A 14,702-nucleotide genomic window follows, 5' to 3' on the forward strand; every position below is an offset into this window, starting at 1 on the left:
CAGAAACCGCCAGTAGAATCTGGACACGTGACTGCCAAGCCCCGCATCCCCAACGTCCTGGCCGGCCGCTACGCCTCCGCGGAGCTCGCCGTCCTGTGGTCCCCCGAGCACAAGGTGAAGCTGGAGCGCCGGCTGTGGCTCGCCGTGCTGCGCGCCCAGAAGGACCTCGGGATCGAGGTGCCCGACGAGGCCCTCGCCGACTACGAGCGCGTCCTCGACCAGGTCGACCTCGGCTCGATCGCCGAGCGCGAGAAGGTCACCCGGCACGACGTGAAGGCCCGCATCGAGGAGTTCAACGCCCTCGCCGGCCACGAGCACGTGCACAAGGGCATGACCTCCCGCGACCTCACCGAGAACGTGGAGCAGCTGCAGATCCGGCTCTCGCTGGAGCTGATGCGGGACCGCACGGTCGCCGTGCTCGCCCGGCTCGGCAAGCTGTCCGGCGAGTACGCGGAGCTCGTCATGGCGGGCCGCTCGCACAACGTCGCCGCCCAGGCCACCACCCTCGGCAAGCGTTTCGCCACCGCGGCCGACGAGCTGCTGGTCGCCTACTCCCGCCTGGAGGACCTGCTCGGCCGCTACCCGCTGCGCGGGATCAAGGGGCCGGTCGGCACCGCGCAGGACATGCTCGACCTGCTCGGCGGCGACGCGGACAAGCTGGCCGACCTGGAGCAGCGGATCGCGGGTCACCTCGGCTTCGCGCACGCCTTCACCTCGGTCGGCCAGGTCTACCCGCGCTCCCTTGACTACGACGTGGTCAGCGCGCTGGTGCAGCTGGCGGCCGCGCCGTCGTCGGTGGCCAAGACGATCCGGCTGATGGCCGGTCACGAGCTGGTGACCGAGGGCTTCAAGCCCGGCCAGGTCGGCTCCTCGGCGATGCCGCACAAGATGAACACTCGCTCCTGCGAGCGCGTCAACGGCCTCATGGTCATCCTGCGCGGCTACGCGTCGATGACCGGGGAGCTGGCCGGCGACCAGTGGAACGAGGGCGACGTGTCCTGCTCGGTGGTCCGCCGCGTGGCGCTGCCGGACGCGTTCTTCGCGCTGGACGGCCTGCTGGAGACCTTCCTGACCGTGCTCGACGAGTTCGGCGCGTTCCCGGCCGTGGTGGCCCGTGAGCTGGACCGGTACCTGCCGTTCCTCGCCACGACCAAGGTCCTCATGGGCGCGGTCCGCGCGGGCGTCGGCCGCGAGGTCGCGCACGAGGCCATCAAGGAGAACGCGGTCGCCTCGGCGCTCGCCATGCGCGAGCAGGGCGCGGAGCGCAACGAGCTGCTCGACAAGCTGGCCGCCGACGAGCGCATCCCGCTGGACCGGGCGCAGCTCGACGAGCTGATGGCGGACAAGCTGTCCTTCACCGGTGCGGCCGCCGGCCAGGTGGCCGCGGTGCTGTCCCGGATCGAGGAGCTCGTGAAGCAGCACCCGGAGGCCGCGGCCTACACCCCGGGAGCCATCCTCTGACCCGGTTCACCCCGGCGGAACTGGAGGCCGCCCGCGACCGCGTCGTCCCCGACGTGATCGCGGACGGCCTCTCCGTGCTCTTCTGCGGGATCAACCCGGGGCTGATGACGGCCGCGACCGGCCATCACTTCGCCCGTCCCGGCAACCGGTTCTGGCCGGTGCTGCACCTGTCCGGGTTCACCCCGCGCCTGCTCCTGCCGGAGGAGCAGCGGGAGCTGCTCGCGTACGGGCTCGGCATCACCAACGTGGTCGCCCGGGCGACCGCGCGGGCGGACGAGCTGACGGCCGAGGAGTACCGCGAGGGCGGCCGGATCCTCACCGCGAAGGTGCGGGAGCTGCGCCCGCGTTGGCTGGCCGTGGTCGGCGTGACCGCCTACCGGGTCGCCTTCGCGGAGCCGAAGGCGCGGATCGGCCCGCAGGAGCGGACGATCGGCGGGACGCGGATCTGGGTCCTGCCCAACCCCAGCGGGCTGAACGCGCACTGGACGGCCGCGACGATGGCCGAGGAGTTCGGCCGGCTGCGGGCCGCGGCGGCGGAGGACTGACGTCCTTTTCGTCAGGGCGGGTCGACGGTGGTGACGGCCGCCAGGAGCTGGAGGGGCATCTCCTTGTCCCCGTACGCCACTCCGAGCACGATCCAGCGGCCGTCGACGCGCCAGAGGTGGACGTCCGGCACCGCGTTGCAGAGCCGGTCCCAGGGGTCCGGTATGTGCTCGCCCTGGAAGCCCCGGGTCAGCAGCGAGCCCAGACCGAACACCTGGGGCTCGCCCCAGCGCCCGGCGAGCAGCTGGGCCAGCGCCTCCCGTTCGGCCTCCCACTGCTCCTCCGCGAGCTCCCGGCGCGACCCGTCGTCGTCCCAGAAGTCCTCGCTCGTGATTAATTCCGCGACATGGAAGCCGGGACCGCTGTCGCACGGCCCGGATCTGACCGGCGCCTCGGGGAAGGGGTCGAGACGGAGCCGGTCGATCGTCGCGAGATGGCCTGCGAGGGTCATGGATCAAGTAAAGCGAAGCCCACTGACAGTCAGCTCTCCGGCCGAGGGTCCGTCAGACGGCCGCTCGCCTCGCCGTCCTGGAGAACCATTGAGTACCATCCGGCAGACACGCGCTGCGAGCTGGGAGGACACACTGTGGGGCGGCTGACCGGCGGGGACCCGTCGCTGCTGCGGCGGATCAATTCCGCAGTGGTGCTCCATGCGCTGCGCGGCGCCGACGCGCTGACGCTGACCGACCTCACCCGGGTCACCGGGCTGTCCCGGCCGACGGTCGAGGGCGTGACCGAGGGGCTGATGGCGACCGGTCTGGTCGTCGAGGCCGCGCCGGAGGAGCGCGAGACCCGGCGGCAGGGCCGCCCGGCCCGGAGGTTCCGTTTCCGCGCCGAGGCCGGGCATCTGCTGGGCGTCGAGATCGGCCCGCACCGGGTCGCCGCGCTGCTGTCCGGGCTCGACGGCCGGATCATGATGGCCGGTTCGCGCGAGGTGTCCGAGACGGCCTCGGCGGACGAACGCCTGGAGCGGGTGCGGGCGGTGGTCGCGGACGTGCTGCGGCGGGCCGGGGTGCCGCGGAGCAATCTGCGCGCGGTCGGCGTCGGCACGCCCGGGATCGTCGAGGCGGACGGCACGGTCCGGCTGGGCACGGCGCTGCCGGGCTGGACGGGCCTGGCGCTGGGCGAGCGGCTGCGCCGTTCGTTCCGCTGCCCGGTGCTGGTGGAGAACGACGCCAACGCGGCGGCGGTGGCCGAGCACTGGAAGGGCGCCGCGACCGACTCGGACGACATCGTGTTCGTGCTCGCCGGGCTCAGCCCCGGGGCGGGCTCGCTGATCGGGGGCCGGCTGCACCGCGGCTACGGCGGCGCCGCCGGCGAGATCGGGGCGCTGCACCTGCTGGGCCGGGAGGCCACCCCGGAGACGCTGCTGTCGACGACGGACGAGCCGCTGCACCCGCTCGACGAGCAGGCCGTGGCGGAGGTGTTCGCGCTGGCCCGCGGCGGCGACGCGCGGGCGCAGGAGGCGGTGGACCGCTTCATCCAGCGGCTGGTGCACGACGTGGCGGCGCTGGTGCTGGCGCTCGACCCGGAGCTGGTCGTGGTCGGCGGCTGGGCGGCGGGCCTCGACGGGGTGCTGCAGCCGCTGCGCGAGGAGCTGGCCCGGTTCTGTCTGCGTCCGCCGCGGGTGGCGCTGTCCCTGCTGGGCGAGGCGGCGGTCGGCACGGGTGCGCTGCGGCTGGCGCTCGACCACGTGGAGGAGCAGTTGTTCGCGGTGGACGGAGCGGTGACGTCCCGGCGCTGAGCCCTCGAGGACGCGGACGGCCCCGGCGTTCGGTGAACGCCGGGGCCGTCGTGCGCGGTTCGGGGGTCAGGAGGCCATGACGAGGTCGCCCGAGTCGCCGAAGGTGAGCCGGCAGGTGTCGGCGCGGTAGGTGGCCACCGACACGGCGGCGGTGCGGCCCTCGGAGAGGTACCGGGTGGTGACGACGAGCACCGGCGCGCCGGGCAGCCGGTCGAGCTCCTTGGCGTCGTCGGCGCGGGCGGAGCCGAGCTCCACGGAGCGGTCCTGGCCGTCGAGGGCCAGCTGCTGCAGCTCGCGCAGGACGGCGCGGGCGCGGACGGGGCCGGTGAGGGCGTCGGCGGCGGAGCGTCCGGGGACGCTGCCGAACGGCACGTAGAGCAGCTCGGCGGCGACGGGCTGGCCCTGGCTGACGCGCAGCCGGCGCACCACGTGGACGGGCTCGTCGGGCTCGGTGTCCAGCTGGCGGGCGACCGCGGCGGGCGGCACGTCGGTGGCGGAGTCGAGGGACTGCCAGACGTCTTCGCCGGTGCCCGGCCAGGCGTGCTGGGCGGTGGAGACGTCGACGCCCATGCGGGGCGGGGCGACGGTGGTGCCGACGCCGCGGCGGCGCTGCAGCCGGCCCTCGAGCTCCAGCTGCTCCAGGGCCTGGCGGAGCGTGGCGCGGGCGACGCCGAAGCGGGCCGCGAGCTCGCGTTCGTTCGGCAGGATCTCGCCGACGGCGAAGTCGGAGTCCAGCGCCTCGCCGATCACGGTCTTCAGGTGCCAGTACTTGGGCTCCGGCACCGCTTCCGGTTGCGTGGTCCCCACCCTGATCCTCCGCAAGGTCCGTGTCCTCGGCGGCTTTTCCGCGCCCTTGTTTATTAAAGGTTCCTGCACTAACTCTGCGACCATAAGGCGGCCCTCCCACTTGGTCAAGACCAATCCTGCGTCGGGTCCGCTCAGTGCCGGCGCTCCGGCGCGGATGTTCACAGGACGTTCGTGCCGTCGTGAGACCCGCGCAGCAATCCCCCGTGGGGGCATCGATTCCGTCGCCGCCCTTGAACTCGCCCCTACTGGCGGGTAATTCTTCCTGACAGGGTGTCCAACAGAGGGAGCAGCCGCATGTCCGCACGGATCGAGTTCACGACCGAGTCCCCCTCGGGGCCCCGCACCGTCTCGGTGACCTACGACCGGCGCGGCGCGGGTGAGCCCCTGCTGCTGCTCCACGGCATCGGCCACCACTGGCAGGCGTGGGAGCCGGTGATCCCGATCCTCGCCGCCGAGCGCGAGGTGATCGCCGTGGACCTGCCCGGCTTCGGCGCCTCCGCCCCGCTGCCCGACGGCTGCGCGTACGACCTGTCCACCGTCGTCCCGGTGCTCGGCGGACTGTGCGAGGCCCTCGGGATCGGCCGACCGCACGTCGCGGGCAACTCGCTCGGCGGGCTGCTCGCCCTCGAACTGGGCCGGCGGAAGCTGGTGCGCTCGGTGACCGCCCTCTCCCCCGCCGGCTTCTGGTCCGAGGGCGAGCGGAAGTACGCCTTCGGCACCCTGCGCGCGATGCACGCCGCCGCCTCGGCCATGCCGCTGCCGCTGATCGAGCGGCTGTCCCGCTCGGCGGCCGGGCGGACGGCCCTGACCAGCACGATCTACGCCCGGCCCGCCCGCCGTTCGCCCGCGGCGGCGGTCGCCGAGACCCTCGCCCTGCGCGGGGCGACCGGCTTCCGGCAGACGCTCGCCGCCGGACGCGCCGTCCGGGTCACCGAGGACGTCGCCGGGGTCCCGGTCACCATCGCCTGGGGCAGCCGCGACCGGCTGCTGCTGCCCCGGCAGGGCGTCCGCGCCAAGCAGGCGCTCCCGGACGCCCGGCTGGTCCGGCTGCCGGGCTGCGGCCACGTCCCCATGAACGACGATCCCGCGCTGGTCGCCCGCGTGATCCTCGACGGCAGCCGCTGACCCGGCGTCACCCGGGACCGCCGTGCGGCGTTGTTCACGCGGGGTTCGCGTGCCGGCCGCAGCCGGGCGTTAGGCATGGGTCGGCACACCGGCCCCGCCCGACCCGCTTGGAGGCGACGATGTCGTACGGCACCCCGAGTCCCGAACCCGCCCGGCGCAGCGTGCTGCGCGGCTCCCTGGCCGCGACGGCCGCCCTGTCCCTCGGCTCGGCCGGGGCGCTCGCCGGGACCGCCCCGGCGCTCGCGCTGGCGGGCCGGCCGCGCGCCGCCTGGGGCGTGCAGGCCGGGGACGTCACGGCGACCTCGGGTCTGGTGTGGGTGCGGTCGGACCGGCCCGCCCGGATGCTGGTGGAGACCGCGGCGACCGAGTCGTTCCGCGGGGCGCGCCGCTGGTACGGGCCGCTGCTCGGCCCCGGGAGCGACTTCACCGGGACGACCGCGCTGCGCGGGCTGCCGCCGGGCGAGCAGATCCACTACCGCGTCACCCTGGCCGACCCGGACGATCCGCGCCGCACCGGCGAGCCCGTGACCGGCACCTTCCGCACCGCCCCGGCACAGCGCCGGGACGGCGTGCGGTTCCTGTGGTCGGGCGACATCGCCGGACAGGGCTGGGGCATCAACCCGGACATCGGCGGCTTCCGCGCCTTCGAGGAGATGCGCGGCCTGAACCCCGACTTCTTCCTGTGCAGCGGCGACAGCGTCTACGCGGACGGCCCGCTCCAGCCGAGCGTCACGCTCCCGGACGGCCGGATCTGGCGCAACGTCACCACCGAGGAGAAGGCGAAGGTCGCCGAGACCCTGGACGAGTACCGCGGCCAGTTCCGCTACAACCTCCTCGACCACAACGTGCGCGCCTTCAACGCCCAGGTGCCGTCGGTCGTGCAGTGGGACGACCACGAGGTGCGCAACAACTGGTACCCGGGGCAGATCCTGGACGACCCGCGGTACACCGAGAAGGACGTGGACGTGCTGTCCGCGCGGGCGCTGCGGGCCTTCTCCGAGTACTACCCGGTGTCCACCCTGCGGCCGCGCGGCGCGGAGGGGCGGATGCACCGGGTGGTCCGGTACGGGCCGCTGCTCGACGTGTTCGTCCTCGACATGCGCTCGTACCGGAACGCCAACTCGCCGGGCCGGCAGGCCGACGACGCCACTGGCATCCTGGGCGCGGAGCAGCTGGAGTGGCTGAAGCGGGAGCTGAGCCGGTCCCGCGCGGTGTGGAAGGTGCTGGCCGCGGACATGCCGCTCGGCCTGGTGGTGCCGGACGGCGCTGCGAACTTCGAGGCGGTCGCCCAGGGCGACCCGGGCGCTCCGCTGGGCCGGGAGCTGCAGCTCGCGGAGCTGCTGCGGTTCATCAAGCACCGCGGGATCACCGGCACGCTGTGGCTGACGGCGGACGTGCACTACACCTCGGCGCAGCACTACGCGCCGGAGCGGGCCGCGTTCCGGGACTTCGCCCCGTTCTGGGAGTTCGTCTCGGGCCCGCTCGCGGCCGGCGGCTTCCCGGCCAACGCGCTGGACGGCACCTTCGGGCCGGAGCGGGTCTTCGTCCGCGCCCCGCAGCGGGCCAACCTGTCGCCGATGGAGTCCCCACAGTACTTCGGCGAGGTCGACATCGACGGCGACAGCGGGGAGCTGACGGTCCGTCTGCGGGCCGAGGGCGGTGTCGTGCTGTTCACGAAGACGCTGCGGCCGGGGCTCGTCGGTCAGTAGCGCAGCCGGCGGACCGGGGCGCGCGGCCGAATGTCAGTGCGGGGTCCTACGGTTCTCGGCATGACGCGATCCGTACAGGCGCTCGCCTACGCGCGCCCGTCCGCCCTGGAGTCGTCCGGGGCCGGGCGGGTGCTCGGGCTGGAGACCTCCGAGGGGCTCACGCCCCACGGGGTCGAGGCGCACCCCCGTTTCTTCACCGGTTTCCTCAGCTCCCCCAGGGTCGCCGCCCGCGGGCTGCTCGCGGTGGCTGACGTGGCCGCCGCGCGCTACTACCAGAGACTGCGGCCCGCCTCGCTGGACCCGGTGGTGACCGGCAACGGCGACCGGCTGCGCTTCGAGTCGTTCTCGGGCTGCGGCGGGGTGTACGCGCGCCTGGACGTGCTCAGCGAGGGCCTGGACGGGGAGCGGACCGGGCACGGCACGACGAACGTCGACGTGAACAACCCGCTGCGCGAGGCGCTGTCCCGGATGACGGGCGACGATCCGCTGCATCTGCGGGTCGGTCCGGAGGAGCTGGCGGTGACCACGCTCGGCGGGCGCGTGGTGGAGAAGAAGGTGCCGCTGCCGGACCGCTGGCTGCGCGGCTTCGCCGAGGCGCAGGTGGCGTCCGCCGGGTTCGACCTGCGGGCGGAGCTGCCGGCGGCGGAGGCGGTGCGGTTCCTGCGCGGGCTGCCGCGGTCCGGCGGCCGGGGGCGCGGCCCGCTGTGGGTGGTGCCGGCGGGGCGGACGCTGCGGCCGACGACCCGGCCCGTCCCGGGCGCGGTCTGTCTGGCGGGTCCGGAGCGGCTGGTCGCCCTGGAGCGGGTGCTGCGGGACGCGACGGCGCTGCGGGTGTACGGGCCGGCGCCCGACGGCGAGGCGACGGCGAGCGCCTGGGAGGTCGTGCTGCCCGGGATGCGGCTGACGCTCACCCTGTCGCCGGACGCCTCGCGCGGCTTCTCCGGCGAGGGCGGCGTCCTGGAGGCGCTGGCCACGGAGGAGGCCGCGCAGGACGCGGAGCTGATCGCGGTGCTCCTCGCCTGGGAGCCGCGGATCGACCCGGCCGAGCTGGCCGAGGAGTCGGGGCTCACGGTGGAGCGGGTGCGGGCGGCGCTGACCCGCCTCGGCACGGCCGGCCGCGTCGGGTACGACGTGGCGGACGCGGCGTACTTCCACCGCGAACTGCCGTACGACGCCGACCGCGCCGAACGGCACAACCCGCGCCTGGTGGCGGCCCGCGCGCTGCTCGCCGGGGGCGCGGTGACCCTCGACGGCGAGCTGGCGTCGGTGGCCTCGGGCGAACGCACCTACCAGATACGCGAGTCGGGCGGGGCGCTGAGCTGCACCTGCACGTGGTGGGCCGACCACCGGGGCCGGCGCGGCCCCTGCAAGCACGCGCTCGCGGTGCGCATGGCGCGCCGCGGCGCAGCGACGGGAGCGGACCGATGAAGCCGGTGAAGCATGCCGAGGATCCCTCGGAGCCGCTGCTGAAGGCGGTCCGCGCGGGACGGACCGACGAGGTCCCCGCCCTGCTCAAGGCCCTGGACACGGCCGGGCGCAAGGCCCTGGCGGGGGAGCTCAAGCAGCTGAGGACCGACCTGCGCGCCGGCTCGCGGTGGTGGGAGTGGCAGCGCACGTTCTCGGCGCTCCGCGTCGCGGGCGCCGGCTGCCTGACGGGGGCGGCGGCCGTCGCCACCTGGCTGGCCGCACGGGACATGGAGGACTGGGACGGCGGCTCGCACGCCGCCACCCTGGAGGTCCTCGCGGACCGCGACCCGGCCTGGCTCGGCGACGTGGCGCGCCGGCTGGCCGACCGGCGGGCCTTCGTCGAGGCCGAGTTCGGGCTCGTCCAGGAGCTGGTGCTCCGCTCCGGCGGGGAGGTGCCCGCCACGGACGCGTACGTCGCCGCCTGGACCCGCTCCCTCGACCACAAGCAGCTCGCCGGCGAGCTGCGGGCCCACCCGCACACGGCGCTGCTCGTGTCCCGGATCTTCGAGCTGGCGGAGACCCCCGAGCCGCTGAGCCGCAACGACTCGTGGTGGAGCGCCGAGCCGGCCACGCAGGCGACCTGGCAGGAGGCCCTGGCCGTCCTGGCGGCGGAGGACTTCCTCGGCCGCCGGGACCTGCTGGAGGGCTGTCTGGCCCGGCTGGTGCGCGGCGGACGGCCGCACGACCTGCGCTTCCACCTGGCGCTGCTCCAGCGGCTCGCGCCGACCGAGGACGAACTGCGCGGACACACCGCCGATCTGCTCGCCATGGCCGCGGACGGCCCGTCCACCGTGGCCGGTTACGCGCAGCAGGTCCTGGCCGCGCGGGCCCTCGCGGGCGAGCTGCCCGACGGGCCGCTGGCGGAGATGTCCGGCGCGCTGCTGTTCCGTACGGAGAAGAAGCTGGTCCGGGCCCAGCTCACGCTGCTGGGGAAGGTGCTGAGGAAGCGGCCCGCGGCGGCGCCGGAGCTGCTGCCGGTGGTCGCGGGGGCATTCGGGCACGCGGACAGCGACGTCCAACTGCGGGCGCTGAAGCTGGTCGGCGCGCATCTGTCCGCCGTGGACGAGGCGGTGCGGGAGGAGCTGGCCGGGTCGGCGGAGCTGCTGAGCGCCGTGCACCGGCCGCTCGCCCTGGAGCTGTTCGGCGCGGCGCTGCCGGCCGAACCGGTCCTGCCGTACGAGGAGTTCCTGCCGCCGGTCCCGGAGCAGCGGCGGCTCGCACCGGCCGCCGGCACCCTGCCGGAGCTGCTGGAGGACCTGGTCCCGCTGGTCAAGGGCCGTCGCCGGCCGGGGCCGGAGGCGTTCGAGCGGGCACTCGACGGGCTCGTCCGGTACGCGGCGCGGGACCGCGAGGGCCTGGCGGAGGCGGTGCGCGAGCTGCTGGGCGACCCGTGGTGGATGCGGGAGGGCAACCGCCACAGCGACCAGTACTTCGCGCACTCGGCGCAGGGCGTCGAGGTGGTGTTCGCGGCCCTGCTCGGCAGGGTGCCGCAGGCGTACCTGGACGCCGGCCGGGCGCGGCAGCACCTCGGCCCGGACTGCGCGCGGCACGTCCTGGAGGCCGTCGTGGAGCAGCGGCTGTGGGAGCTCGCCGATCTGATCGGCACGCCCGCCCTGCCGTTCCTGCTGGCCACGCCCACGTGGCACACCGGCGCGCTGGACGCGGGCGAGCTCGTGGAGCGGCTGCGGCGGTACCGGGAGGCGGGCGTCGAGCCGGCCCCGGCGGACTTCGCCCAGGCGCTGCTGCGGGTGCGGCGCACGGGGCCGGAGGCCGCCGACGCGGCCCGCGCGGCCGCGGCGCTCGGCACGCGGGCCGGCGACCGGCTCGCCCAATGGCTCGCCGACCCGACGCCGCTCGATCCCGTGGTGCGTCTCAAGCCGCCGGTCGAGAAGCGGGCCAACGGGCACCTGTACTGGTCGGAGCGGGTCGAGGTGACCGGCTGCGCGCGGCCCGGCCTGCTGCACGACTTCCCCGGCGCGTTCCAGTTCCTGTTCCGCCCGCTGGACACCGGGACGAAGAACTGCCGGCTATGGGGCCACGAACCGGAGTGCCTGCCGCCGGTGCTGCCGGTGGACCGCGAGGCCCTGGCCGCCTGGCTGCTGCCGCGGATCGCGTCCAGCGTGGAATGGGAGGTGCGGGGTGAGGGCCCGTGGCTGACGGCGCTCGCGGAGGCGGACGGCGACCTCGGCCCGGCGGCGCTGCTCGCGCTGGCGTGCGGGCTGACGAGCGCGCACGCGGAGGAGCGGCTGACGGCGGTGGACGCGACGCTGGTGCTCGCCGCGCGCGGCGACCTGGACGCGGCCGGTCTCGGGGCGGCGCTCGCCGGTCTCGTCCTGGACGGTTTCGCCAAGCCGAACCGGCTGGCGGACGCGGCCCGTACGGCGGCGGCGACCGGCGCGTACGCCACGGTGTGGGCGGTGCTCGCCGCGCTGCTGCCGCCGCTCCTGGCGGAGCCGAAGCCGGTGCGGTCGCTCGGGGAGCTGCTCGCGGTGGCGGCCGACTGCGCCGAGCAGTGCCGGCCGGGTGGGACGGTCGCGGGCCTGGACGCGGTGGCGGGACGTCGGGGTGCGTCGCAGCTCGTGGTGCAGGCCAAGCGGTTGTCGATCGCACTCGCACACGCCGCCGATCAAGAGGGCGCACAACCGGTTGAAAGCGGGCAGTAATCCACCAGATCGGCGCTTAACCCATCAGTCACAAAGCGTTCGTGATCACGCAACACCGCTCGGCCACAGTGAGTGCATGACTGATGTGACTTCTGCGAAGAGTGCCCGCCGCCCCCACCACTGGCGGCGGGACCTCATCGAACTGGCCGCGCTGTTCACGGCCGTGGTGGTGGCCGACACGATCGCGAAGACCGTGGTGAAGGGACCGGACGGCCCCTACGTCCTGGTCGTCTCGGCGGTCGCGCTCGCCGCCACGGCCGCCTTCCACACATGGTGGGCACGCAGGCACAGCCATGCGCCGCCCGCCGGCGATCCCGGCGGCGGCCAGCCCGCCGCGTCCGACGGGACCGACGGGACGGACACCGAGACCGGTACCGCGACCGGTTCCGAGACCGTGCTGTGGCGGATGCGGACCACCGTGCAGGACGCCCCGGGCAGCCTCGCCACGCTGTGCACGGCCCTGGCCCGGCACGCCGTGGACATCCTGACCCTGCAGACCCACCCGCTCGCCGACGGCACCGTCGACGAGTTCCTGCTGCGCGCCCCGGCCGGCCTGGAGGCCGACCGCCTCACCGACGCGATCACGGCGGCCGGCGGCCGCAGCACCTGGATCGAGCGCGCCGACGCCCACGACCTCGTCGACACCCCCACCCGGCTCCTCGGCCTGGCCACCCGTACCGCACTGGACGCGGCCGAACTCCCCCTCGCCCTGCGCCAGCTCCTCGGCCGCTGCACGATCCACTCCGTGCCCGCCGTCTCCCCCACCGGCCGCCCGCTCCGCGACCCCGCCCCCGTCGAGGGCGTCCTGGAGGAGACCGTGATGCGGCTGCGCGACCCCAACGGCGGGGTGATCACCGTCGAGCGGCCCTATCTGCCGTTCACGCCCACCGAGTTCGCCCGTGCCCGGGCCCTCGTGGAACTGGACGCCCGGCTCGGCCCGCGCGTCCCCCGCAGCCGCGACGTGCTCACCCTGCCCGAGGGCAACGAGATCACCGTCCGCCGCGCCGACCAGGGCGACGTCGCCGCGGCGCGCGCCATGCACGACCGCTGCTCCGACCGCACCCTGAGCCTGCGCTACCACGGCCCCGTGGCGGACGCCGACCGCTACCTCAACCACCTGCTCAGCCCCCGCTTCGGCCGCACCCTCGCGGTGCAGACCGCCTCCGGCCGTCTCGTCGCCCTCGGCCATCTGCTGTGGGACGGCGACGAGACGGAGGTGGCCCTGCTGGTGGAGGACGACTGGCAGCGCCGGGGCATCGGCTCGGAGCTGCTGCGCCGGCTGGTCGCCCTGGCGGTCGAGGCCGGCTGCGCGAGCGTGTACGCGGTGACGCAGTCGTCCAACACCGGCATGGTCGCGGCGATGCGGGCGCTGAACCTGCCCCTCGACTACCAGATCGAGGAGGGCACGCTGGTGATCACCGCACGGCTGGACGCGGTACCGGCGAGCCGTCTACTGCGGGACGAGCACTGCGACCGGACGGAGCGCTGAGCGCCTGCGTCAGGTCCCGCCACAGGTCCTCGACGTCCTCCAGGCCCACCGACATCCGCAGCAGCTGTTCGCTGACGCCGGCCGCCCGGCGGTCGCCCTCGGCGACGATCCGGTGGCTGATGGACGCCGGGTGCTGGATGAGCGTGTCCACGCTGCCGAGGCTGACGGCCGGGGTGATCAGCCGGACGCCGGCGGTCACGGCGTGCGGATCGCCGTACACCTCGAAGGCGATCATCGCGCCGCCGATGCGCGGGTAGTGGACCCGGGCGACGCGCGGGTCCGCGGAGAGCCGGCGGACCAGTTCCGCCGCCGTCGCCGAGGCCGCCCGGACCCGGACCGGGAGCGTGGACAGGCCGCGCAGCAGCAGATAGCCGGCCAGCGGATGGAGCACCCCGCCCGTCGCGAACCGCACCTGGCGCAGCGCGCGGGCGAACTCCTCGTCGCAGGCCACCACGCCGCCGAGCACGTCGCCGTGGCCGCCGAGGTACTTGGTCGCGCTGTGCAGCACGATCCGCGCGCCGTGCCGCACGGGCTGCTGCAGCACCGGGGTGGCGAAGGTGTTGTCGACCAGCAGCGGCACCGAGCCGCAGGAGTGGGCCAGGGCCTCGATGTCGACCTCGGCCAGCGTCGGGTTGGCCGGGGTCTCCACCATGACGAGGCCGGTGTCCGGGCGGATCGCCTCGGCGACCCCCGCCGGATCGGTCCAGGTCACCTCCGTGCCGAGCAGCCCGGCGGTCAGCAGGTGGTCGCTGCAGCCGTACAGCGGCCGGACGGCCACCACGTGGCGCAGGCCCAGGCTCGCCCGGACGAGCAGGACGGCGGTCAGGGCCGCCATGCCGCTGGCGAACGCGACGGCGCTCTCGGTCCCCTCCAGGCGGGCGAGGGCGTCCTCGAAGCGGGCGGTGGTGGGGTTGTCCAGCCGGGCGTAGACGGGCGGGCCGTCCGGCCGGGCGCCGGTTCCGGCGAACTCGTCGATCCGTGCGGCCTCGGCGCGGGTGTCGTACGAGGGGTAGGTCGTCGACAGATCGAGCGGCGGGGCGTGCAGGCCGAGGGCGGCGAGGTCTTCGCGGCCGGCGTGCACGGCCTCGGTGGCGAGGGCTCTGGGGGTGGTCGAGACGTCGTTGTCCATGGCCGCAGGCTGAACGGATACCGGGCAGTAGCGTGAAACCGTCGTGTTACGTTCGCCGCATGGCCGATTCCGTCGCACTCGATCCGATCGATCTGCGCATTCTTCGCCTCTTGCAGAACGACGCCCGGACGACCTACCGCCAGCTCGCGGCGGAGGTCGGGGTGGCCCCCTCCACCTGCCTGGACCGGGTGGCCCGGCTGCGCCGCACCGGAGTGATCCTGGGCGATCGGCTACGACTGGATCCAGCCAAACTCGGCCGCGGCCTGGAGGCCCTGCTGTCGGTCCAGGTTCGGCCCCACCGTCGCGAACTGATCGGTCCGTTCGTCGAACGGATTCGCGCCCTGCCGGAGTCCCGGGCGCTGTTCCATCTGACCGGTCCGGACGACTACTTGGTGCACGTGGCCGTCGCGGACGCCGCTGACCTGCAGCGACTCGTCCTGGACGAGTTCACCTCACGGCGCGAGGTGGCGCGCGTGGAGACCCGGCTGATCTTCCAGCAGTGGGAGTGCGGACCGATGCTCCCGCCGTCGGCCGGCGCTCATTTGTCAGCCGACTGAGATCGGAT

General features: G+C 74.6%; 12 protein-coding genes. 9 read left to right on the plus strand and 3 right to left on the minus strand.

All coding sequences use genetic code 11. The features are described from left to right. Positions 1-27 precede the first annotated feature (27 nt). Positions 28-1,461, plus strand: coding sequence for an adenylosuccinate lyase (gene purB, locus ACNJ93_RS03335; protein ID WP_418955805.1), 1,434 nt, complete (start codon positions 28-30; stop codon positions 1,459-1,461). Continuing rightward, a complete protein-coding gene (gene mug / locus ACNJ93_RS03340; protein ID WP_418961296.1) occupies positions 1,458-2,006 on the plus strand; it encodes a G/U mismatch-specific DNA glycosylase in 549 nt (182 codons plus the stop codon). Before purB ends, mug begins: the two co-directional genes overlap by 4 nt. Positions 2,007-2,017: 11 nt before the next feature. Here mug and ACNJ93_RS03345 read toward each other — a convergent pair whose 3' ends face one another. Then, positions 2,018-2,455 carry a hypothetical protein gene (locus tag ACNJ93_RS03345; RefSeq protein WP_418955806.1) on the minus strand — a complete coding sequence of 146 codons (438 nt, stop codon included), beginning with the start codon at positions 2,453-2,455 and terminating at the stop codon, positions 2,018-2,020. Between the two features lie 135 nt (positions 2,456-2,590). Between ACNJ93_RS03345 and ACNJ93_RS03350 the strand changes: the two genes are divergently transcribed. Continuing rightward, entirely contained in the window at positions 2,591-3,748 is a 1,158-nt protein-coding gene (locus tag ACNJ93_RS03350) for an ROK family protein (protein ID WP_418955807.1), read from the plus strand. A 66-nt stretch (positions 3,749-3,814) separates the two neighbouring features. On the opposite strand, the gene ACNJ93_RS03355 is transcribed toward ACNJ93_RS03350, so the two are convergent. Beyond that, on the minus strand, positions 3,815-4,555 hold the full coding sequence (locus ACNJ93_RS03355) for a GntR family transcriptional regulator (protein ID WP_418955808.1): 741 nt from the start codon (positions 4,553-4,555) through the stop codon (positions 3,815-3,817). Positions 4,556-4,849: 294 nt separating this feature from the next. Between ACNJ93_RS03355 and ACNJ93_RS03360 the strand changes: the two genes are divergently transcribed. From ACNJ93_RS03360 to ACNJ93_RS03380, 5 genes are all read left to right on the plus strand, one after another. After that, positions 4,850-5,680, plus strand: coding sequence for an alpha/beta fold hydrolase (locus ACNJ93_RS03360; RefSeq protein ID WP_418955809.1), 831 nt, complete (start codon positions 4,850-4,852; stop codon positions 5,678-5,680). A 119-nt stretch (positions 5,681-5,799) separates the two neighbouring features. Further along, the gene (locus ACNJ93_RS03365) at positions 5,800-7,389 is read left to right on the plus strand and encodes an alkaline phosphatase D family protein (RefSeq protein WP_418955810.1); all 1,590 of its coding nucleotides are present in this window, start codon (positions 5,800-5,802) and stop codon (positions 7,387-7,389) included. 60 nt (positions 7,390-7,449) lie between these two features. Next, a complete protein-coding gene (locus tag ACNJ93_RS03370) occupies positions 7,450-8,817 on the plus strand; it encodes an SWIM zinc finger family protein (protein ID WP_418955811.1) in 1,368 nt (455 codons plus the stop codon). After that, positions 8,814-11,519, plus strand: a complete 2,706-nt coding sequence (locus ACNJ93_RS03375; RefSeq protein ID WP_418955812.1) for a DUF6493 family protein — start codon at positions 8,814-8,816, stop codon at positions 11,517-11,519. The genes ACNJ93_RS03370 and ACNJ93_RS03375 overlap by 4 nt, the downstream gene beginning before the upstream one ends. Before the next feature lie 76 nt (positions 11,520-11,595). Then, entirely contained in the window at positions 11,596-13,008 is a 1,413-nt protein-coding gene (locus tag ACNJ93_RS03380) for a GNAT family N-acetyltransferase (protein ID WP_418955813.1), read from the plus strand. Here ACNJ93_RS03380 and ACNJ93_RS03385 read toward each other — a convergent pair. Further along, positions 12,935-14,137: a trans-sulfuration enzyme family protein gene (locus ACNJ93_RS03385; protein WP_418955814.1), complete on the minus strand. Its 1,203-nt coding sequence runs from the start codon at positions 14,135-14,137 to the stop codon at positions 12,935-12,937. The two genes, ACNJ93_RS03380 and ACNJ93_RS03385, sit on opposite strands and share 74 nt — an antisense overlap. Positions 14,138-14,196: 59 nt before the next feature. Between ACNJ93_RS03385 and ACNJ93_RS03390 the strand changes: the two genes are divergently transcribed. Then, positions 14,197-14,694 carry an Lrp/AsnC family transcriptional regulator gene (locus ACNJ93_RS03390; RefSeq protein WP_418955815.1) on the plus strand — a complete coding sequence of 166 codons (498 nt, stop codon included), beginning with the start codon at positions 14,197-14,199 and terminating at the stop codon, positions 14,692-14,694. Positions 14,695-14,702 lie beyond the last annotated feature (8 nt).

This window comes from Streptomyces tritici, from assembly GCF_048500665.1.
Classification (GTDB): Bacteria; Actinomycetota; Actinomycetes; order Streptomycetales; family Streptomycetaceae; genus Streptomyces; species Streptomyces tritici.